General features: G+C 70.2%; 17 protein-coding genes, 2 pseudogenes and 1 riboswitch. Of the genes and pseudogenes, 8 read left to right on the top strand and 11 right to left on the bottom strand.

Going from position 1 to position 21352, the window contains the following annotated elements; all coding sequences use genetic code 11:
• Both AB0M54_RS46845 and AB0M54_RS46840 read right to left on the bottom strand, forming a co-directional pair.
• Positions 1–317: sigma-70 family RNA polymerase sigma factor (locus AB0M54_RS46845; RefSeq protein WP_364479652.1), on the bottom strand; the 317-nt coding region annotated here is incomplete at its 3' end.
• A gap of 210 nt (positions 318–527) precedes the next feature.
• A complete protein-coding gene (locus AB0M54_RS46840) occupies positions 528–1121 on the bottom strand; it encodes a copper resistance CopC family protein (protein WP_364479649.1) in 594 nt (197 codons plus the stop codon).
• A 112-nt stretch (positions 1122–1233) separates the two neighbouring features.
• On the opposite strand from AB0M54_RS46840, the gene nhaA reads away from it, so the two are divergent.
• The 5 genes from nhaA (at position 1234) to AB0M54_RS46815 (ending at position 5831) form a co-directional block, all read left to right on the top strand.
• Positions 1234–2478 carry a Na+/H+ antiporter NhaA gene (nhaA, locus tag AB0M54_RS46835; protein WP_364479646.1) on the top strand — a complete coding sequence of 415 codons (1245 nt, stop codon included), beginning with the start codon at positions 1234–1236 and terminating at the stop codon, positions 2476–2478.
• Positions 2479–2487: 9 nt separating this feature from the next.
• Positions 2488–3549 carry an aldo/keto reductase gene (locus tag AB0M54_RS46830; RefSeq protein WP_364329756.1) on the top strand — a complete coding sequence of 354 codons (1062 nt, stop codon included), beginning with the start codon at positions 2488–2490 and terminating at the stop codon, positions 3547–3549.
• Positions 3550–3765: 216 nt separating this feature from the next.
• Positions 3766–4773, top strand: coding sequence for a glycoside hydrolase family 3 N-terminal domain-containing protein (locus AB0M54_RS46825; RefSeq protein ID WP_364329753.1), 1008 nt, complete (start codon positions 3766–3768; stop codon positions 4771–4773).
• A 29-nt stretch (positions 4774–4802) separates the two neighbouring features.
• Positions 4803–5645 carry an alpha/beta hydrolase gene (locus AB0M54_RS46820; RefSeq protein WP_364479643.1) on the top strand — a complete coding sequence of 281 codons (843 nt, stop codon included), beginning with the start codon at positions 4803–4805 and terminating at the stop codon, positions 5643–5645.
• A 45-nt stretch (positions 5646–5690) separates the two neighbouring features.
• A complete protein-coding gene (locus AB0M54_RS46815) occupies positions 5691–5831 on the top strand; it encodes a hypothetical protein (RefSeq protein WP_364479641.1) in 141 nt (46 codons plus the stop codon).
• On the opposite strand, the gene AB0M54_RS46810 is transcribed toward AB0M54_RS46815, so the two are convergent.
• The 5 genes and pseudogenes from AB0M54_RS46810 to AB0M54_RS46790 form a co-directional block, all read right to left on the bottom strand.
• On the bottom strand, positions 5809–6399 hold the full coding sequence (locus AB0M54_RS46810; RefSeq protein ID WP_364479655.1) for a DUF6596 domain-containing protein: 591 nt from the start codon (positions 6397–6399) through the stop codon (positions 5809–5811). The genes AB0M54_RS46815 and AB0M54_RS46810 overlap by 23 nt on opposite strands.
• A 22-nt stretch (positions 6400–6421) precedes the next feature.
• A pseudogene (locus AB0M54_RS46805) lies at positions 6422–6511 on the bottom strand (hypothetical protein); the annotation flags it as partial.
• Positions 6512–6899: 388 nt separating this feature from the next.
• Complete coding sequence (locus AB0M54_RS46800; RefSeq protein WP_364479638.1) at positions 6900–7166, bottom strand: dihydrofolate reductase family protein; 267 nt, start codon at positions 7164–7166, stop codon at positions 6900–6902.
• Between the two features lie 214 nt (positions 7167–7380).
• The gene (locus AB0M54_RS46795) at positions 7381–9216 is read right to left on the bottom strand and encodes a hypothetical protein (protein ID WP_364479635.1); all 1836 of its coding nucleotides are present in this window, start codon (positions 9214–9216) and stop codon (positions 7381–7383) included.
• The gene (locus tag AB0M54_RS46790) at positions 9213–11576 is read right to left on the bottom strand and encodes an NACHT domain-containing protein (RefSeq protein WP_364479632.1); all 2364 of its coding nucleotides are present in this window, start codon (positions 11574–11576) and stop codon (positions 9213–9215) included. The genes AB0M54_RS46795 and AB0M54_RS46790 overlap by 4 nt, the downstream gene beginning before the upstream one ends.
• Before the next feature lie 685 nt (positions 11577–12261).
• Here AB0M54_RS46790 and AB0M54_RS46785 point away from each other — a divergent pair.
• Together AB0M54_RS46785 and AB0M54_RS46780 are read left to right on the top strand one after the other, a co-directional pair.
• The gene (locus tag AB0M54_RS46785) at positions 12262–13134 is read left to right on the top strand and encodes a helix-turn-helix transcriptional regulator (RefSeq protein WP_364329739.1); all 873 of its coding nucleotides are present in this window, start codon (positions 12262–12264) and stop codon (positions 13132–13134) included.
• Between the two features lie 301 nt (positions 13135–13435).
• A complete protein-coding gene (locus AB0M54_RS46780; RefSeq protein WP_364329737.1) occupies positions 13436–13630 on the top strand; it encodes a DUF397 domain-containing protein in 195 nt (64 codons plus the stop codon).
• A gap of 73 nt (positions 13631–13703) precedes the next feature.
• Here AB0M54_RS46780 and AB0M54_RS46775 read toward each other — a convergent pair whose 3' ends face one another.
• From AB0M54_RS46775 to AB0M54_RS46765, 3 genes are all read right to left on the bottom strand, one after another.
• Positions 13704–16769: a discoidin domain-containing protein gene (locus AB0M54_RS46775; RefSeq protein WP_364479629.1), complete on the bottom strand. Its 3066-nt coding sequence runs from the start codon at positions 16767–16769 to the stop codon at positions 13704–13706.
• 255 nt (positions 16770–17024) lie between these two features.
• A complete protein-coding gene (gene erm, locus AB0M54_RS46770) occupies positions 17025–17777 on the bottom strand; it encodes a 23S ribosomal RNA methyltransferase Erm (protein ID WP_364479626.1) in 753 nt (250 codons plus the stop codon).
• 209 nt (positions 17778–17986) lie between these two features.
• Positions 17987–19459 carry a sodium:proton antiporter gene (locus tag AB0M54_RS46765; RefSeq protein ID WP_364479623.1) on the bottom strand — a complete coding sequence of 491 codons (1473 nt, stop codon included), beginning with the start codon at positions 19457–19459 and terminating at the stop codon, positions 17987–17989.
• A gap of 31 nt (positions 19460–19490) precedes the next feature.
• Positions 19491–19581: riboswitch (ZMP/ZTP riboswitch) on the top strand.
• A 37-nt stretch (positions 19582–19618) separates the two neighbouring features.
• Here AB0M54_RS46765 and AB0M54_RS46760 point away from each other — a divergent pair.
• A complete protein-coding gene (locus AB0M54_RS46760; protein ID WP_364329726.1) occupies positions 19619–21034 on the top strand; it encodes a glycine hydroxymethyltransferase in 1416 nt (471 codons plus the stop codon).
• A gap of 82 nt (positions 21035–21116) precedes the next feature.
• Here AB0M54_RS46760 and AB0M54_RS46755 read toward each other — a convergent pair.
• A pseudogene (locus AB0M54_RS46755) lies at positions 21117–21352 on the bottom strand (IS110 family transposase); the annotation flags it as partial.

Genomic DNA, 21352 nt, shown 5'->3' with positions numbered 1-21352 from the left:
ATGATGGTGGGGATGGCGTAGCCGGCGAAGTCGACGCCGCGTTCGGGGTCGAACTTGTCGACGGCTTTGATCAGGCCGACGTTGGCGGTCTGGATCAGGTCGTCGGTGGGCTCGCCGCGGCCGGAGTAGCGGTGGGCGAGGTGGCGGGCCAGCGGCAGCCAGGCCTCGATCGCCCGGTCGCGCATCGTGGCCCGGGACGGGTGGCCGACGGGCATCGCGGCCATGGCGTTGAGCAGATCGGCGGCGCTGTCCGCGGGGGCGAGCGCCTCCGGCTCGGCGGGCCGCGTCTCGGCGCTGGCCTGCGTCGTGACGGTCATGCTGAGTCCTCCCTGTCACCTGTCCGGAGAGCCCGGCTCGGATCGGAGATCACGAGACGCGGTAGGTCAGGTGCGTTTTCAGCTTGCGCGCGGGTCCTTCGGGTGGTGGCCGTGGGACCTGCATGGTTGGCCGTTCAGTTACGACGACAATAGCCGAGAGGTCGAGGCGTGACTAGCCGAAAGTATGAGTGACTTTATGTAGTCGATCAGTCACAGTGGAGCGCTTGTCCGGCGGCGGCGGACGACGAAGATCGCGCCCCCGACGAGGACCAGGGCCAGCGCGGCGATGCCGATGATCAAGCCCGCGGACGGCCCGGACGACGAGCTGGTGTCGGCGGCGGCGACCGTGGCCGGCGCGTCGGTGGTCGGCGCGACCGAGGGGGACGGCGACGGCGACGGGGTGGTGGACGACGGCGACGGCGCGGCGGCCACCGGAGCGTCCACGGTGAACTTGTACGAGCCCTTGACCGGGTGACCGTCCTCCGAGACAACGCTGTATCGCACCGTGTAGGTCCCGTTCGCCAGCGTGCCGGTCAGCGCCAGCAAACCCATCTTGCCGTCCGCCTCGGGCCGGCCCGACGGCACCTTCTGCTGCTGCGCGTCGACGACCTCGATGGTCAGCTTCTCGGGGTCGACCTTCTGGAGGAACGACAACTGGACCGAGGCCGGCGGCTTCCGCACCGTCGCGTTCTTGTCCGGCACCGCCTTGGTCAGCGAGTTGTGCGCGAGGGCCGGGCCGCCGGTGCCGATCACGGCGAGGGCGGCCGCGGTGACGGCGGCGGTGACGAGACGGACGATGCGCATGCGAGGTGTCCTTATCCGTTCGAATGGCTTCCCGGCAAGGGTAGGGTGCCGGTCAGGTGTGCCGGGAAGTCTGGTCGGCGATGTCAGCAACGTGCCCTCCGGAAGGACGCCGATGGCCACACCGAGACTCTTCAGCCGCGGCAGCTGGCCCGAGGCCGGGCGGATCGCCGAGATCCTGCGCCTCGAGACGGTCGGCGGGCTGCTGCTCGCCGGCGCCGCCGTCATCGCCCTGGCCTGGGCCAACTCGCCCTGGGGGAACGGCTACCAGACTCTGCGCGAGGTGCACGCGGGGCCGTTGACGCTGGCCGAGTGGGCGGCGGACGGCCTGCTGGCACTGTTCTTCTTCGTCGCCGGGCTCGAGCTCAAACGCGAGTTCGTGGCCGGTGACCTGCGGGATCCGCGGCGGGCGGCGCTGCCCGTGGTCGCGGCGGTCGGCGGCATGGCCGTACCCGCGCTGATCTTCGTCCTGATCAACGCCGGCACCCCGAACCTGCGCGGGTGGGCGATCCCGACCGCGACCGACATCGCGTTCGCGGTGGCCGTGCTCGGCCTGATCAGCACCCACCTGCCCGCCGCGATGCGCACCTTCCTGCTGACCCTGGCGGTGGTGGACGACCTGCTGGCCATCGCCGTCATCGCGGTCGTCTACACCAGCGACCTGCACCTGCTGTCGCTCGCCCTGGCCCTGCTGCCGATCGCGCTCTTCGGCCTGCTGGCCCAGACCGGGCGGCTCAAGGTTCTGCTGCTGCCGCTGGCCCTGGTCGCCTGGTACCTGATGCACGAGTCGGGGGTGCACGCCACGGTCGCCGGGGTGCTGCTGGCGTTCACCGTGCCGGTGCGCCCGGGGCGGGCCGAGGCCTGGGAGCACCGCCTGCGGCCGTTGTCGGCCGGGTTCGCCGTACCCGTCTTCGCGTTCTTCTCGGCGGGGGTGGCGGTCACCGGCGGTCTGGGCGCCGTCGCGGCCGGTGTGGCGGCGGGGCTGGTGCTGGGCAAGGCGATCGGCATCACCGGCGCGACCTGGCTGGTGCAGCGGTTCACCCGGGCCCGGCTGGCCGAGGGCATGGGCTGGTGGGACGTGCTGGGGCTGGGGATGCTCGGCGGGGTCGGGTTCACCGTGTCGCTGCTGATCGGCGAGCTGGCGTTCGGGCCGGGCTCCGCGCGCGACGATCAGTCCAAGGTCGGCGTCTTGGCCGGGTCGCTGGTCGCCGCCCTGCTGGCGGCCGTGCTGCTGCGTCTCCGGAACCGGCGCTACCGGCGGATCGCCGAGGAGGAGAGCATCGACGCGGACGCCGACGGCATTCCGGACGTCTATCAGCGGGACGAAGAAGACGTCTACGGACGGGAAGATCGGGCATAGGTTCAAGTCATGGAATATCGCAGCCTCGGACGTACCGGAATGCAGGTCAGCCCGCTCTGCCTCGGCGCCATGATGTTCGGCGCGTGGGGTGAGCCTGATCACGACGAGTCCGTCCGGATCATCCACGCCGCGCTGGACGCCGGCATCAACTTCATCGACACGGCCGACGTGTACTCGCAGGGCGAGTCGGAGGTCATCGTCGGCAAGGCGCTGGCCAACGGCAAGCGGGACGACGTGATCCTGGCGACGAAGGTGCACGGCCAGATGGGCGTACCCGTCGACTCGCCGATGGGCACCAAGGGTGACCCCAACCACCAGGGCAACTCGCGCCGCTGGATCATGCGCGGGGTCGAGGACAGCCTGCGCCGGTTGAACACCGACTACATCGATCTCTACCAGATCCACCGCCCGGACGAGGACACCGACGACGAGGAGACGTTGTCGGCGCTGACCGACCTCCAGCGGCAGGGCAAGATCCGCGCGTTCGGCTCGTCGACGTACCCGGCGCACCACATCGTCGAGGCGCAGTGGACCGCCGAGCGGCGCAACCTGGGCCGGTTCCGCACCGAGCAGCCGCCGTACTCGATCCTGGTCCGCGGGATCGAGGCCGACGTGCTGCCGGTCGCGCAGAAGTACGGCATGGGCGTCCTCCCGTGGAGCCCGCTGGCCGGCGGCTGGCTGAGCGGCCGCTACCGCAAGGACAGCGACGCGCCGCAGACCAACCGGGCCAAGCGCATCCCGGCCCGCTACGACCTGTCGCTGCCGGTCAACCAGCACAAGCTGGAGGCGGCCGACGCCCTGGGCGCGCTGGCCGACGAGGCCGGTGTGCCGCTGGTCCACATCGCCATCGCGTTCGTGATCCGGCACCCGGCGGTGACCTCGGCGATCATCGGACCGCGCACGATGGACCAGCTCACCTCGCAGCTGGGCGCGGCCGACCTGACGCTCGGCCAGAAGCTGCTCGACCAGATCGACGAGATCGTTCCGCCGGGTACGAACATCAACCCGGCCGATGCCGGTTACGTCGCGCCGGCCCTCGCCAACCCCGACCTCCGCCGCCGGTACGCCTAGGGGCATTCCGGTACCGTGGCGCCGATGACCGCGACCGCTTCGACCAACCGGCCACGCCTGTGGTGGGTTGTCGCGGCGGTCGCGGCTTTCGTCACGGCGTGTAGCGAGTCGACAGCGCCACCGCCACCACCGTCGCCGCCGATCGCCGCGCCAAGTCCCATTATTTCCGACACTTCGCCGAGTCCCAGCGGCACTTCGAACCGACCGGCGCGCTGTGTGGACAAGCTCAATCTCGAACAACGAGCAGGTCAACTGCTGATGATCGGTACGGACGTCGACGACCCCCGCGGCCTGGCCGACGAGATCAAGCAGCACCACCTCGGCAGCGTCTTCCTGGCCGGCCGCAGCACCCGCTCCGCCGCCGCCCTCAAGGCCGACATCCAGGCCCTGCAGGGTTTTGCCGGCACCCCGATGCTGATCGCGCTCGACCAGGAGGGCGGCAGCGTCCAGACGCTCAAGGGCGGCGACTTCCCGCTGATCCCCTCGGCCGAACGGCTGGGCAACGGCCCCGAGGCGAAACTGCGCGACGAGGTACGCGAGAGCGCCCGGCGCCTGGCCGCGATCGGCGTGACCGTCAACCTCGCCCCGGTCGCCGACACCGTGCCGGCCGACATCGGCGAGGCCAACCCGCCGATCGGCAACTTCCACCGCCAGTACGGCGCCGAGCCGGGCGCGGTCGCCAAGGACATCGAGCAGGTGGTCGCGGCCTCGCAGGGCAGCGGCGTGCTGACCGTCCTCAAGCACTTCCCCGGCCTGGGCCGGACCCGCTTCAACACCGACACGTCGACCAGGGCGGTGGATGCCACGGCGACCGCGGACGACCCGTACCTCGCGCCCTTCGCCGCCGGCATCAAGGCCGGGTCGGCCTCGGTGATGATGTCGTCGGCGTCGTACCCGAAGCTTGATTCCAGGAACATCGCCCCGTTCTCGCAGCCGATCATCACCGGCCTGCTGCGCCAGAAGATGGGCTTCGACGGCGTGGTGATGTCCGACGACTTGGGCGCCGCCAAGGCCGCCGCCACGATCCCGCCCGGCCAGCGCGCCGTCCGGTTCGTGGCCGCGGGCGGCGACCTGGCCCTGAGCATCCGGCCGGAGGACGCCAAGCCGATGGCCGAGGCGCTGGTCGCCCAGGCCCGCCAGGACCCGGCCTTCGCCGCGCGGGTCGACGAATCGGCCGAGCGGGTGCTGCGGGCCAAGGTCCGCGCGGGTCAGCTCACCTGCTGATCGCCGCCCTGTCGCGTACGGTCCGATGGATGACCTATGTGACCTCAGGGACGCTGCGGCTCTGGACCTCCCGGGCGGGTTCGCCCGACGACCCGCCGGTCCTGCTGATCATGGGCGCCGAGGGTCAGGCGGTGCACTGGCCGCCGGCGTTCGTCGACCGGCTGGTGGCCGGCGGCCTGCAGGTGATCAGCTACGACCACCGTGACGTGGGTCGATCCGACCTGGTCGACTTCGACGCGTCGCCGTACACGGCCTTCGACATGGTCACCGACGCGGTGGCGGTGCTGGACGGCCTGGGCCTCTCGTCCGCCCACGTGGTCGGCACGTCCGGCGGCGGCGTCATGGCCCAGTGGCTGGCCGGCGCGCGGCCCGACCGGGTCCGCACGCTCACCCTGATGAACACCACCCCGCTGTCCGGCGACCACCCCGATCTGCCGCCGCCCGACCCGTCCTTCCTGGCCGGCCTGAGCGCCGTCGCCGGCCTGCCGCAGAACACTCCGGCCCAGCGCGTCGACGCGGCGATCCGCATCTACGAGCTGTTCACCAACAGCCCGAACTTCGACCGCGCCGCCGCCCGCCGGATGGCCCGGGAGGCGGTGGAGCGCTCGCGTGACTGGACGCATGCGGCCAACCACTACCGGGCGGGCGACGGCCCGGAGAAGCCGCCGCCGCTGTCCGCCATCTCGGCGTCGACGCTGGTGATCGCGGCCGAGGCCGACCCGATGTTCGGCCCGGCCCACGCGGCCGCCCTGGCGTCGGCGATCCCCGACGCCCGCCTGGAGCGGGTGCCCGGCCTGGGCCACCTGATGCTGGCCCCCGGCCAGCCGGAACACGTGGCCGACCTGATCCTCACCCGAGCCGGAATCTCCTGACCCCGTGGCCTCAACTCGGGGCGGGCGCGACCGACTCTTGCGGCCATGACCGACACCCTGCTGGCTGTGGCCTACGAGATCTGCGACGGCCTGAGCGCCCTCCCGTGGTGGGCGGGCTTGGCGTGGCTGGTGCTCCTGTTCGCGGGGGCGCTGCGCCCCGGCATCAAGGCGTCGCTGGGGGAGTAGCCGCGCAGTCCGCGGCCCGGCCCCGCATCGTCAAACGTTCGGCGGCGTTCTGGGTCATCGAAGCCGCCCGCAGGAAGTGGTCCCGGGCGGCGACGTGGTCCCCCGACCGGCACAGCAGATCGCCGGTCACCGCGGACAACAGGTGGTAGTCGGTCATCCCCGGCACCTCGAACAACGGCCGGACGACGGCCAGGCCGGCCGCCGGCCCGAACGCCTGCGCGTGGGCCACACCCCGGTTGAGCTCGACGACCGGCGACGGGGTGAGCCGGGCCAGCGCGTCGTAGAGTGCCGCGATCCGCTCCCAGTCGGTGTCCCCGGGTCGGAGGGCCCGCGCGTGGCAGGCCGCGATCGCCGCCTGGAGGGCGTAGTTGCCGCCCGTTCCGCCCAGCCGCTCGATCCGGTCGAGGTTGGTCAGCCCGCGCCGGATCAGCAGCCGGTCCCACCGCGTACGGTCCTGATCCATCAGCAGGATCGGCGTCCCCGACGGGGTGACCCGCGCCCGCAACCGCGACGCCTGGAGCTCGATCAACGCCAGCAGCCCGAGCGTCTCGGTGTCCCGTGGCGTCAGCGTCGAACCGGCTCACCCCGGCGAGCCCGCCCTCCTCGTCGACGGCGTCCTCGCCCCGGAGCAGCCGCCAGAACTCGCGGACCGACTCCGCCCCCGGCACACGGCACGCCATGCCCACGATTGCTCCATGACCTCGCGCTTCGTCGCCAGCGAGTAGGCCACGTCCACCGCTTGCACCGGCTCTCCCGAGGACAGGCGCTCGCACAGCCCGTCCAGGACCCGCACGGCGCCCGGCTCGACCTCGACCCGGGCACCCTGCGAGCTCCCGTGCACGCCCTCACCGGCGAGCAACACGCCGGACATCGCCGCTTCCCGCGTGTAGTCACCGATCGCGGCCTGGGTCTCCGGGGTCGGCGGGACCCCGTCCTCCATCTCCTGCGTCTGAAAATGCATCACCGTTCCAGCAGCCGGCGCACGAGCGTGGCGCTCCCGGTCGTACCCAGCTTGGTCGTCTTCTTCACCGCCCGCAGCTCGTCGATGCTGGTCAGGGAGGTGTTCTCTCAGTCCGGTGCGCCGAGCGCGGTGGAGACGACGTACTTCCGCGCCCCGTTCATGGCCGCGGTCATCGGGTCGGCCGGATCGGCGGTCGGCCAGTAGGCGGCGAACTCCTCGTAGGTGGTCCGCCCCAGCAGCGTCGCCTCGGTCTCGCCCATCAGCTGCCCGACCACGGCGCCCATCTGGTCGTCGAAGTAGGGGAAGTGCCATTCCGCCGGCTTCTCGATGACGCCGTCGAGCGAGATGAACAGGCTGGCCTTGATGAATCCCATGATCGCTCCTCGTCCGCAGTGGTTGCTTCACCCCCTGCGCCGAACGAGCCCGCGTCATTTCGACAACCCGGCAAGAAATCTTTTTCGCGGCTCGGTGGGGGGCTCAGACCGCTGCTCCCGCCGAGGTCGGCTCGCTTCGCGTCGCCTGCGGCCGGCGTGCCCACTCACCCTTTTTCCTCCTTCCGGCCGAGGAGCCGCCGAGATCATCGGACCGTCAGCCGGGCTCGATGAAGCCGGTCACCGCCCGGTCCAGCGCGGCCGCGGCGACCGCCTCGACCGGCCGGTCGGCCGCGTCGAAGGCCTTGACGAGCCGGCGGCACTCGGCCCCGGCGGCCAGGTCGGCGCCGGTGGCCGAGCGGCAGAACACCTTGAAGCTGGTTCGTCCGTCGTACCCCGCGTCGGCCCAGGTCTTGGCGGTCAGGCCGAACACCGACGGGTGCACGACCTGGAAGATGTCGGAGAGCCCGTGCATGACCAGGTGGAGCCGGTCCTCGATGCCGCCGTCGAGCACCGACGCGAACATCCGCAGCATCTCGACGTCCTCGGCCCGACCGCGACCGGCCCCGATGCCGGCGCGCAGCTCACGGATCGCCGCCGCTCGGCCCCGGGTCGCCAGCGTCTCCCGGACCCGGGCCCAGCGCCGGCCGGCCTCCGCGGCCGACACGTGGTCGAACATCATCCCGAACGAGGTCGAGGTCATCCGCTGCCACACCGAGGAGGCGGCGATCCCGGCCCCGCGGACGCCGTGCATCCGGCTCATCACGATGTTGGCCGCGGCCAGCCGGGGGCCGTGCAGCCGCTCCAGGATCTCGAAGTCCCAGTCGCCCTCGACGTGCAGGACGCGGGTCGCGGCGAGCGCGCCGGGACCGTAGGCGGTCAACCGGCCGAGCAGGTCGACGATGCCGCGCTCGGGACGTTCGAGGGAGTACCGGCCGGGCCCGTCGAAGAGCAGGAAGTCGGCGACACCGACGAAGCGGGCGGCCAGGTCGAGGCTGTGCGTGGCGATCAGGGTGCGGCCGACGCCGGCCCGGGCCGCCAGCGTCTCGGCGAGGTGGTGCGCCGCCGGCGCGAACAGGTTCACTTCCGGCTCGTCCATCGCCACCCAGGTCGTCCGGGTGGCGAAGGCGCCGGGCTCGCCGGGCGGCAGCAGCGCCCGGTCCAGATCGCCGGCCAGCGTACGGGCGGAATCGGTCTTGATCTGGGTCAGTTCCGCCTCGGCCACGGACTGTTGCAGCTCCCGCAGCGTCTCGGTGGCGGAGAGCGTGCACCAGCGGCTCAGCGCCCGGCTGGCCGACACCAGCGGTATCCAGTGGCCGTCGGCGCTGACCTGCCAGGCGAAGTTCTCCACGGCCAGGCACCGCAGCTCGACCGCGAACCCGGCCAGCACCCGCAGCCGGCGCGCCGCGCGTTCGGCGAGCAGGTCACAGAACGCCTCGGCCAGGGCCAGCAACGAGATCGACCCCAGGGCGTCCGACCGCGCGACCAGCGGGTTGGCCGGAACGGTGGCCCGGGCCGAGCCGGTGGCCAGCGCGGCGTGCGCCCAGTCCCGGAACACCCGGGTCGTCTCGGCGTCCAGCGCGGTGGGCTCCAGGTCGCCGGGCCGCACCCACGGCTCGACGGCCAGGCCGGTGTGCCGGTGGGCGGCCGGGATGGTCACCAGCAGCGTGAACGGGTCGTCGGGCGCCACCGCGTGCAGAGCGTCGGGCGCCACCGACCACCACAGCTCGGGCCGGTCGAGCCGGGCACACCACCACCCGCGGTCGTCCTCCCGCGGTCGGATCGATTCGGCCGTCTCGAACAGCTCACGATCGCCGCGCGTGGTCCGCCGGCCGCTCTCGATCGCGGCGCGTTCCATGGTGAGGTACGGGCTGAGCCGGCCGGGCAGCGTCGCGAACAGCCGTGGGGTCCGCCGGTCGACGATCGCCTGGAGCAGCCGCGTCTTGCCGTACCCGTTCGGCCCGATCAGCACGATGAGACGCTCGCGGTACGGAATCAGCACCGGCCCCGGGAACGGCGGCCCCGGCGCCGGCAGCCAGCCGAGGAAGGTCATCGGTTGCCCACCAGTCGGTCGATCACCGCGTGGACGGCCGGCCCGGCGACGTCGGTGCGCACGAACGTGACCACGTCGGCGCGCGCGTCGGGGTCCATCGTGAGGCACACGGTCGGCCGGCCACTCCGGTTCATCTTGCCCTCGTAGACCAGGCCTTCGGCGCGGAGGGCCCGGTACAGCCGCCGGACGACGAAGTCCTTGTGCTGCGGGTCGGTGCCGCCCATGAACGCGGTCCAGCTGATCGCCTCGTCGACCGCGACGTTGTTCTCGCCCATCCGGGACTTCACGAACTTGCCCAACCGCGCCTTCACCACGTCCCGCACCCAGCCGGTGAAGTCGGTGGCGTGGTCGCTGGCGGCCCGGGTCACCTCCGGCGGGAACCGGTCGCGCAGCTGAGGTCCGAAGAACTGCGACTCGTCGATGATCACGCTGGCCACGGCGGCGTCGGCGATCCCGGGCGGCACCACACAGTCCTGCAAGGTTGTCCGGTCGAGCACGGCCCCGGCGAACCGTGCCCCGGTGAGGTCGCAGTCCTTCAGGTAGCAGCCGGTCAGGTTGGACTCGCTCAGATCGGTCCCGGCGAAGCTGACCCCGGTGAACGCGAGACCGGACAGGTCCCGGCCGGCCAGCAGCCCGCGGAGGTCGTCCGGCACCGGCGCCACCTGCCCGCTGTCCGGTTCGCGGCGCAGCAGCCACATGCGCAGCAGGTTGCGGACCAGCTTGTCGCCGCTCTCGGTGGCCTCGACCAGCAGCCAGATCCGGATCTCCTCGTCGATCAGCCCGGCCGCCGAGCGCAGCACACCCTCCGGCAGGTCCCGGTTGGTGATCGCGTCCCAGGCGGTCTCGTTGCGCTCGTTCACCCGGACGGCCAGCGCGCTGCCCTGGAAGTAGTCCCGCCACACCTGGTGCCGGATGCTGATCAGGGTGGTCCCGCCCCGGTCGTCCGGGAGCAGGAAGTGGTGGCCGGCCAGGGCCTCCCAGTTGGTCAGGGCCAGTTCGTCGTCGACCGCCTCGGCCACGAAGAGCTCGATGTCCTCCCGGAGGTAGCCGGTGCTGCCCGAGGTCAGCAGGTCGAAGGCGATGCCCTCGAGGAAACGCCGTTGCTGCCCGTCGGTGTACTCGTGGAACTGCCGCTCGCGTTCACGCTGGAAGGTGCGTTCGACCAGGAACTGCAGGCTGCCACGACGCTGGATGTCGGGGATCGACCACTTCTCGTTGGCCACCATGTTGACGAACTCGGCCAGGAAGATCGGGCTGCCGAGAACCTCCAGGTTGCGATCGTTGTCGAGGATCGTCTGGGCCCGGGTCAGCACGTTCGACCGGTCCGGCCCCTCGCCGATGCGCTTGCGCAGGTATTCCTTGGCCTGCACCCGATCGAACGGCAGCAGGTCGATGACCTGGACGTCGGTCTCGTCGAGCAGCGGGTCGCCGACCTGACCGACCACATCGGAGTTGGTGCGGTAGAACGTCGAACGCGAGGTGAGCAGGATCCGGCTCTCCGGTCCCGCACCCTGCACGAACGCCGTGATGTTCTCCTGGGCGTTCTCCGGGTTGGCCTCGACCATCTCGTCGTAGCCGTCCAGGATGAACAGCACCCGCCGCAACGAGACCAGATACTGGAAGGCGTCGATGGTCAGGCGGTTGTTGCCGAACCGGTCGAGCGCCTCCAGGATCAGCCCCGCGAACGACGTCGAGCGGCGGTACTGCCCGAACGGGATGAGGATCGGCACCGGCATCCGGTTGGCCTCGTCGGCCTGCTGGTAGGCGGCCGCGATCTTCTTGGCCAGCACGTGCGTGACCTTGCTCTTGCCGTGCCCCGCCGGCGCCAGCACGATGCACAACCGAGGGGTGTTGCCTTTCGCCCACCCGTTGAAGAGGTGGTCGATCGCGTCGACCCGTTTCCGGTCCAGGGACGCGTGCTGCCGGATGAAGTCGTCATCCTTGAGCAGGTCGGTGCGGCTCCCGCCGGTGGTGAGGTCGTCGCAGACGGCGGTCGGCCGCAGAAAGCCGTCCAGCAACTCGGACAGCGCCACCACCCGCCGGACCAGTCCCTGAACGGCCCGGTTGAGCCGGGGCACCGCCGGGGCGAGCCGATCGGGCACCACCATCTCGGTCCGTGACGGGTCCAGGTCGGCCCGGAGCAGCGCCGCCCGATCGGGCGTCACGTCACCCACCGGCCCGTCCGGCTCGTACAGCACATAGGTGTTCAGCAGCGCATAGTCGTCATCGGTGGTGACCAGGCTGGTCACGTCGTCCACCGGAATGGGCCCGACCACCCCGACCCGCTGCGCGCGCAGAAACCCGCACAACACTTCCGGAACCGCGGTGAGCGGCACATTCGACACCGGCGCGGACGTCATGAACTGCCCCCTCGGCCGTGGCTGTCACGTCACGTGTCTCTGACGGACGGCCGGGCCGGCGGTGACCCCCTGACGGGCGCGGGTTTGCCGCCCCGCGCCCGCCGGGGGCCCTAATCACCGGAGGTGACGATCGACGGCCGCCGCCGGCCCGGACGCCGAGTGAGCCTGCAACGACCCGAAGGCACACAACCCGAGCAGGAATCCCAGAATCGTGCAGATGAAGGCGACTTTGATGATCGAGGAAACGTCCGACCACACCTTCATGATCGTGTTCCGCCCCGGCGGTCCGAGCCTTTCCGGCCCGGGTGATGAATTGTGCCGGAGGATGAATCGGTCGCGACGACACCCGCACCGTTGCGGTTATGCCTGATAGTTTGGTTCATTGGTTGCCATCCTGTGGGGTCGGACCCCGGAGGGTTGCCGAGCTGGGCCGGTGCCACAACCGGCCCAGCTTCATTGCCTGAGCGCCGATGAATTGATCGCTGATCTTCCGATCACCCCCTGTCGACGTCGGGCTGAATGATGATCGGGCAAGCTCTGCATTGATCAATTTAAACTTGGCCGTAACACCATGCTGCGTGATCCATTGGCAATTGCCAAGAATCAATTGCCAAGATATTGTTGCCGAGGGAACATGCCATGTGGCGGAATGCAATGTGGCCTGTCCGTCGGAGGTGAGCCGACTTTGTCTGATGACCCCGGACCGATGGTCCGCCGTCGCCAGCTGGGCAGCGCCCTGCGTCGTTACCGCACGGCGGCAAAGCTGACCGTCACGGAGGTCGCGGCTCGGCTGTCCGTGGCGCCGTCCACCGTCAGCCGCATCGAGAACGCTCAGCGAAAGCCGTCGGTCGGCGACGTCCGCTACCTGTGCGAGATCTACGGGATCAACGATCAGGCCACTCTCGATCAGTTGATGGGCCTGGCCCAGGGGAGCCGGAAACGCGCGTGGTGGGAGGACGGCAACATCCCGCCCGCCATGCAGAAATTGATCGGGCTGGAGGGTGCAGCTGAATTGATCAAGGAGTTCGAGCCGCTCGCGATTCCCGGACTGCTGCAGACCTTCGGCTATGCCACGGCGGTCGTCACCACCTATCACGGCGGCGACGCGGATCAAATAGATAACATCATCAATACGAGGATGCGGCGACAGCAGATCCTCGACAGGGAGTCGTCGCCACGGTTCCACGCCGTTGTGGACGAGGCCGTCCTCTATCGGGTCGTCGGTGGCCCGGACGTGATGCGTGGACAGATCGAGCATCTCATCAAATTGTCCGAGGAATCCCACGTCTCGCTCCGCGTCATCCCCTTCACGGCGGGGGCGCACATCGGCATGAACGGTGGATTCACGATCCTTGAATTCTCGCCGGCCGAGGAGCCGCCGTCGACTTCGACGCTCAGATCGGCGGTCTATGTGGAGGCACTGTACGAGTACGCATTCCGTGATTCGGACGAGGAGCTGAGAAGCTATTCGGCCGCCTTCGCAACGCTGACGGAGCGCTCCTTGAGTGAATCTGAGACCCTTGCTCTCCTCAAGCGCGCAAGCCACACGAAAGGGTGAATTTCGGGTGGGGCACTGGACGCAAGGACGTCGACCGGGACGGGTTTCCACAGCCGGCGCGGCCCTCGGGATCCGGCTTGCGGCGGCTCCGATGAGCGGTTCGCAACTCAAGACACACGAGCACCAGACGTCCGCGAGACGGTTGACGTCCCCGAAGATGGTCGATGCGGTGAGTGATCATACCTGCTCAGATCATCACGGAATAAGGAATGCCGGTCGGCGGAGCGTGCCGCTGCGTGCCCTAGTAGCCTCTCTGCGTCCGAGGCGGATCAAAGAGCAACATCATGGGTGGGAGTCTTAGATGACCGGTACGGTGCAGGAGGATCTCGATTGGTCGGTCTCCAGTTATTGCACGAGCGGGAATTGCGTACAGGTCGCTGTCGTCGACGGTGGAACTGTGGCGATGCGTGATTCCAAGAATCCCGGCACAGTCCTTCTGTATTCGCTGGAAGAATGGCGGGATTTCCTCGACGGCGTCGACAACGGAGACTTTTAGCACGCGCACCGAGGAAAGGAACGGCGTCCCGCGACGCTGTTCCTTTTTCATTTGTCGAGAATCGGGCCCGGGCTCAGCCGAAGGCGGCGAACTCGATCAGCTCGGCATCGCCGCGGCGCCAGCCGTCGACCACCACGGCCAGGTAGCGGGCCGAGGTGTCGAGCGGGATCTCGGTCAGACGGCCGGGCCGGCGGACCCGCGCGACGGCCGGGTAGGACACCCCGTCGGTGGAGCGCTCGATCCGGATCGGCGGCCGGCTGCCCTTCGTCCAGGACAGACGCAGCGACGACACGGTCGAGACGGCGCCCAGATCCACCACCATGCGGCCGGTGGGACCCGGACGCCACGACGTCAGCGGGTTGGCGTCGACGGCGAAGGACGGGGAGTTCATTCCCACCGGGAGCGGGGACGTCGGGAACGTTGTCCGGGAACGGGCCAGGTCGGAGGTCGGGGTGATCGGGCCCCCGGGGACGATCACGGTTCGAGCCTGACCGGCCGCGAGGCGCACCGGGGTCGACCAGGCGCCGGACATCAGAGTTACCGCCACCGGTGACGAGGGTGGCGCGGTCACCGTGACGCGGTGTGAGTTCACCACCTCGAAGCGGGTGCCGATGGGCGGGTGGCCGGAGACCACGAAGCGGGGTGGTTCGACCCGGCCGGTGGCCGCGGGCTGGGTCACCGACCAGGCCAGGCCGTCGCGGCGGACGGTCTGGAGGCCCTGGTAGAGGCGGCGGGTGGACGGGATGATCACCGTCGCGCCGCGGACCGGGTCGTGCGAGAGGTTGAAGAGGCTCAGGTAGCCGTCGGCGTCGCTGGCGCGCAAGGGGGGCGGGGTGCGCGGGATGCGGCGGCGGGACAGGGCGGGCAGGTCGAGGCCGTCGCGGGCGTAGCCCTCGATCAGGACGGGGGACGCGGGGCCGGTGGCCGCGATGACGCCGGTCGAGGTGACCGTGATCGGACGGTCGGTGCCGTGGGTGACCAGCGCGGCGCGGCCGTCGATGTCGACCCAGCCGCCGGAGATCTCGTGCGACTGCGGCACGACGACGGCGTCGGACCAGCCGATCGCGTCCATCGACGTCTGGATCACGTACTTGGTGGCGTACGCGGACTCCCAGAAGAGCCTGACCCCGGCGACCGAGACCGGCGAACCCAGATCGACCGCGAACCAGCTGTCCTGCCGGTGTCGTTGGGTGCGGTCGACGGCCCAGCGGGTCTCGGGGTTGCCGTCGGTGGCGTTGTAGGCCGGGTAGGTCACGTCGGACGACGACGCCGCGGGCAGGGCGCCCTGGGCGATGTCGGCGCCGGCCTCGTCGAGGACGCTGAAGGTCCACAGTGAGTAGCCGTACTGGTTGGCCGCCTCGCGACCCTGCATGCGGACGTAGCGGGCGTTGCGCGGCTCGAACCGCAGCTCGTCGACCCCGCCGTCGCCGCCCCCGCCGCCGCTGCCGTCCAGCGTGAGGGTGCCGGTCGAGCTGGTGAACGTGCGCCGGCCGGTGAGCCCGGGCATGCCGGGCATGTCCAGGTTGAACAGGCTGAGCGGGCCCTCGTCGGTGCCGATGCCGGTGCTGGCGTACACCACCGTGCCGGTCGGCAGCGTGGCGTACCCGGCGAAATTGTCACCGAAGGTGAGCACCGCGGCCGTGGCGTCGACGCCGTCGCGCAGCCGGTCGTAGGCCCGCGTCCACGTCTCGTCGGGATTGCGGGCGGAGGCCGGCACGAAGGCCGCGGCGCGGGTGTCGACCAGCCAGTTGTCGTGGCGCGGCTGCCAGAGCAGGTTGACGTAGCCCTGCTTGGTGACCGTGGCGGCGAAGGCCGAGACGGACTGGTGCGCGGTCAGGCCCACGTCGGGGCCGAAGTCGCGGGTGCCGCTGGCCCGGGCGAAGAACTCGGCGCTCGACACCGGCCGGGTCGGTGTCCGGCGGCGCCGGTGGAAGAGGTAGGCGATGGCGAGCTCGGCCCGCGCCTCCGGCTCGTACTTGTCCTCGCCGCTGAACTTGGCCAGCCGGTACTCCGGCTCGTGGCGCAGATACGGCACCAGCCGGGCGGCGAGGTCGGCCTCGGCGCGGGCGGCGTCCTGGTCGCCGATCACCTGGGCCAGGTAGGCCAGCGGCAGCACGTCCCGCCCGTACAGGTGGTAGCGGTCGGCGATCATCGGCATCACCGGCTCGCCCGCGTCGCTGGCCAGCAGCCGCAGCGTGCGCCACAGCTGCTGCCCGTTGGGCTGGTGCAGCAGCACCTCGGGCACCGGCTTGCCGGCGGCCAGGAAGTGGATCGCCGCCCGGCCCGCGGTCCGCCACAGCTCGGCCTGGTAGTGCGGATTCACCGTCTCGTGGTTCTCCACCACGAACGTGTCGTGGATGTTGTGCGCGCGGCTGCGTTCCTTGACGAGCAGCCCGTCCAGCCGGGCCAGGTTGGCCCGGTCGGCGGTCGGCAACCCGCTGGCGTTGGCCGCCCAGAACGAGAACCGCTCGCGCAGCGCCGCGTCGTCCTTGCCCCAGGCCAGCCCGGGGGCGATGGCCTGTGCGTAGACGCCCATCTCCTCGAGCTTGGTGTCGCCCCGCCAGCCGCCGGCCGCGCCGTTCGGGCTCCACTCGCCGCTCATCGGATCGTCGGAGTAGGCCAGCCCGAACGCGTACGCCGCCTGCCCCGACGCGATCGCCGCGACCCGGGTCCGCGTCCGCGCGTCGAGTTCCCGCCAGAGCAGCCGCGCGGCCAGCACGAAGTACAGCTCGAAGGTCGAGTCCCAGAACAGCTGCTTGCCCCACTCGTCCCCGCCGGCCAGCCGGTTCGTGCCGGCGAACCGGGCGATCGTGGCCACCGTCCGGGCCAGCAGGGTGTTCTTGGCAACACCGGCCAGCGCCGGGTCGTAGTCGCGATCGGTGAGCAGCACAGCATTGCCCAGCACCGCCGCGAACCGGAAGTCGGCCGGGCTGTAGGCGCCGATGCCTGGATCCCACTGTTGCTCGACCCAGCGTGTGTGCAGATGCAACACACGGTGATAGATGTCGGCGACTCCGTCCGATTTGGGCGGACTTTGCAGGGGGTCGGGCGTGGCGGCGACGTCGAGCGGGGCCGGCAGGGTGAGGCCCGCGCCGAAGACCCCGCCGTAGGCGAGGAAGCGGCGGCGGGACAACGACACTCGGACCTCCACGTCGCGGCAGACGAGCAATGAATATCCCGCCACGACACGCCCTGACAAATCGGAGCAGTCTTCGTTATAGAGACGCTCCTTTTCGATCAAGATCAAGTTCAAGATCAAGGTCTGGATGTCGTAGCTGGGTGGGTGGTGCTGACCGTCGCTCCCGCCGAGGCCGGGCGCGAGGCTCCAGGCCGCTGGCGCGGCCAGAACGGAGCCGCGCACCCTTCATTCTGCGTAAGTGGTTGAACCCCCCGGTCACTCCAGGAGGCGGAAGAGGGTTAGCCACTGCTCGGGCCATACGGCTCCTACCGGGGTGTCCGCCCAGACCCGGACTGCTCGGCAGGCGCCGGATGCGCGGCGGCCGTAGCGGCGGGACAGGGTGGCCTGTAGGGAGCCGCCGACGCCGGAGAAGCCGAGGTCGACGAAACGGCGCCAGGCCGGCATCAGTGACGGTGCCACCAACGGGATGTCGCGGTGGATCAGGCGCAGGATGGCGCCGTCGACGGCCGGGACGGGACGGAAAGCTGTGCGCGGGATGGTGGCGCCCAGTTGCCAGTCGTGGGTGGGCCAGGTCAGGAGGGTCAGCCGCGTCCAGCGGTGGTAGTCGCCGGTGCGTTTGCGGGCGTATTCGCGCTGGGTGACCAGGGTGGCGTGATCGAGGAAGGCGGCGTCGAGGCACCACGAGACAACGGCGGCCGTCAGGGCGAACGGCACATTGCCGACCACCGCGAACGGCTCCCGTGGCGGCGTGGCGGCGAGGAAGTCGCCGACCACCAGCGAAGCACCGTCCACCGGGGTCGCCACCGCCGGATCCACCTCGTAGGCCACCAGGGAACGGCAGCGCGGCACCAGCATCCGGGTCAGGTGGCCGCGGCCGGCGCCCACCTCGTACACCAGGTCGTCGGGTTTGAGGTCGGCCGCGTCACACACCTGACGGAGGACGCGGCGGGAGGAGAGGAAGTTCTGTCCATAGATGCGGCGAGCACGCCGCGGAGAAGAGGGCGCCATGACCATGTCCTGGGAGAAGGAACAACGGACTCTGGACGGCCCTGGTGAGAAGCGAGCGGAAAGAGAGCTACGCGCCCAGGACCGGACGCCGGTCGCGCAGGCGGATCGAGTGCATCGAGCCCCGCGCGGGCGTCATCGCCATCGTGAGCAGGGCGTGCGTCGTGTGCATCCGGCGACCGTAGCGCCCACCGGAGAGTCGCGACAGCGAATTACCCGGCCGCCTGCCGCAGGTCGACCTCGGCGATCAGGTCGCGGGCGGTCGCCTCGTCCATCCGCCGGTCCATGACGGCCTGGCCCAGGGCGGTGCGCTGCCCGTCGTACCCGTCGATCCCGGCGATGATCTCCGCACCCTGCCGGCGCATCTCCCCGGCGCTCGTCTCCTCCGCCCTCAGGTCGATCTTCAGCCACCGGCTCATCGCCCGCAGCGTCGTGCCCTGGATCAGCAACGTCCCCAGGGTGATGACCAGCGCGATCACCTGGATGGCATCGCGGCCGGGCACATCCTCCGGAACCGCCGCGGCCGCCGCCAGGGTGAGGATGCCGCGCATGCCGGTCCACGACACGAGCAGCGTCTCCTTGCCCGACAGCGGCTCGAACGGCTGACCGCCCCGCCGCTCCCGCCACGTCTCGTAGCGCTGCCGGAAGACCAGGTCGCGTTCCAGCCGCCGCTTCCACTGCCGGTCCTTGAGCGCCCACCGCCCGAACAGCAGGAACACCGCCGCCAGCCGGATCACGATGGCGGCCACCAGCAGCACCCCGGCCGCGAGCAGCGTCCGGCCCAGCCCGAACTCGAGGTCGGTCAGGACGAACCTCAACTGCAGGCCGATGTACGCGAAGACGAAGGTTTCGAGCAGGAAGTCGAGCACCGGCCAGACCCGGTCCTCCTGGATGCGTGTCAGGTGGGCGCCCTCGTACTGGTGCCGCGGGTCGAAGGTCAGGTTCGTGGTGACGCCGAACGAGGCCACCACCACGGCCAGGATGCCCGACGCGTGGATCTCCTCGGCGGCCAGGAACGCGGTGAACGGCAGCAGCAGGACCAGCGACGTCTCCAGCGCCGGGTTGTGCAGCCGTTTGCGCAGCCACAGGGCGCCGGCGGCGAGGATCCCGCCGATCGCCATCCCGGCGACCGCGGTGTAGAGGAACTTCCCGATCCCGCCGGCCCAGGTGGTGCTCTCGCCGCTGACCGCCGCCACCGCGATCGTGAACAGGGTCAGCGCGGTCGCGTCGTTGAGCAGGCTCTCGCCGGTGAGGATCGAGGTGACCCGTTTCGGCAGGCCGATCTCGCCACCGTGCGACACCGTGGTGATGGTGTCCGGCGGGGCGAGCACCGCACCCAGCACGAACGCCGCCGCCAGCCCCATCGACGGCAGCAGCCACGACGAGATCACCCCGAGCGCGGCCGTGGTCAGCAGGACCAGCAGGACACCGAGGGTGAGGATGGGCCGCAGGTTGGCGCCGAGCGACGTGAACGAGGCGGTCCGGGCGCCCGAGTAGAGCAGCGGCGGCACCACGATGGCCAGGATCAGCTCACTCTCCAGCTCGAGCCGCGGCAGCCCCGGTATGAAGGACGCGGCCGCGGCCAGCACCACGATGACCAGGCCGGGTTCGATGCCGCGCCGCTTGGCGATGGCGGACACCGCGATACCCAGTCCGATGATGAGCAGGATCTCGACACCGTTCACGTTGATCAACCTAGAGGCACCGGTATGCTTTGGCGCGGGCCGTGACTGGCGTGTTCGGATGGGCAACCATCGGGGAGCGGCCCCGTCACCGATGACGCCTGCCGTGCGCCTGGGCCTTTCCCGTACGTGTGCTGTCCTTGCACAAACCGTGGAGGTCCGATGAACGCCGAGTCCCAAGCCTTCCGCTCCGCTCTCGAGGTCGTCCGCACCATCGAGCCGCGCATCGCCGACGCGATCGCCCAGGAGCTCACCGACCAGCGTGAGTCGCTCAAGCTGATCGCCAGCGAGAACTACGCGTCACCGGCCGTGCTGCTGGCCATGGGCAACTGGTTGTCCGACAAGTACGCCGAGGGCACCATCGGCCGCCGCTTCTACGCCGGCTGCCAGAACGTGGACACCGTCGAGTCGGTCGCCACCGAGCACGCCCGCGAGCTGTTCGGGGCGCCGTACGCGTACGTCCAGCCGCACTCCGGCATCGACGCCAACCTGGTCGCGTACTGGGCGATCCTGGCCGACCGGGTCGAGGTGCCGTATCTCAAGAAGTTCTCCAAGCGCCAGGTCAACGACCTGACCGACGCCGAGTGGGCCGAGCTCCGGGCGGCGTTCGGCAACCAGCGGATGCTCGGCATGTCGCTCGACGCCGGCGGCCACCTGACCCACGGGTTCCGTCCCAACATCAGCGGCAAGATGTTCGACCAGCGCAGCTACGGCGTCGACCCGGCCACCGGCCAGATCGACTACGAGGCGTTGCGGGCCACGGCGCGCGAGTTCAAGCCGCTGGTGATCGTCGGCGGCTACTCGGCGTACCCCCGCAAGGTGAATTTCCGCATCATGCGCGAGATCGCGGACGAGGTCGGCGCCACCTTTATGGTTGATATGGCCCACTTCGCCGGACTTGTCGCCGGCAAGGTCTTCACCGGCGACTTCGACCCGATCCCGCACGCCCACATCGTCACCACCACCACCCACAAGAGCCTGCGCGGCCCCCGCGGCGGCGCCGTCCTCTGCGGCCCCGAACTCTCCGACCAGGTCGACCGCGGCTGCCCGATGGTGCTCGGCGGCCCGCTGGCCCACGTGATGGCGGCCAAGGCGATCGCGTTCGCCGAGGCGCGGCAGCCGTCCTTCGCCGGCTACGCGCAGGCGATCGTCGACAACTCCCAGGCGCTGGCCGAGGGCCTGCTCCAGCGCGGCGTCCGGCTGGTCTCCGGCGGCACCGACAACCACCTGGTGCTGATCGACGTGCACCCGTTCGGGCTCACCGGCCGCCAGGCCGAGCAGGCGCTGCTCGACTCCGGCATCGTCACCAACCGCAACGCCATCCCGCAGGACCCCAACGGCGCCTGGTACACCTCCGGCATCCGCGTCGGCACGCCCGCGCTCACCAGCCGTGGGCTGGGCACGGCCGAGATGGATCAGATCGCCGAACTCATCCACACGGTGCTGTCCCAGACCACGCCGGCCGCGGGTTCGAAGGCCAAGTACAACCTCGACGCCGCCCTGGCCGACCGCATCGGCAAGCAGGCGACCGAACTGCTGGCCCCGTTCCCCCTCTACCCCAGCGTCGACCTGGGTTGATTCCCAAGATCAAGGTCAAGGTCAAGAAATTCATGTCGTGCCTCGGTGGGTGGCGCAGACCGTCGCTCCCGGCGCCCCTCTGTCAAGGGGTGTCGGGGGTTGGTGTTTTAGGGTGGTGGTTGGCGGGTCCGGGTTGTGACTTTTCCGAAGTGTCGATCTTGGGGTTGGGGTCGGCCGTGCTGGAGTTCAGAGTCGCCCCTGTGTGTCCTCCCGGGCCCGTCGTTGGCTGGTGTGCCGTGTTGTGGTCGGTGATCATTTGTCGGTAGACGGTGTCGGACAGGCGTCGTTTGAGGGCGCGCATGGCTTCCATCGCGGTTT

The sequence above is a fragment of the Actinoplanes sp. NPDC051470 genome (assembly GCF_040682035.1).
In the GTDB taxonomy this organism is placed as follows: Bacteria; Actinomycetota; Actinomycetes; order Mycobacteriales; family Micromonosporaceae; genus Actinoplanes.
Note: the sequence above shows the minus strand (reverse complement) of the source record. Positions and strands in the feature narration are given on the sequence as shown.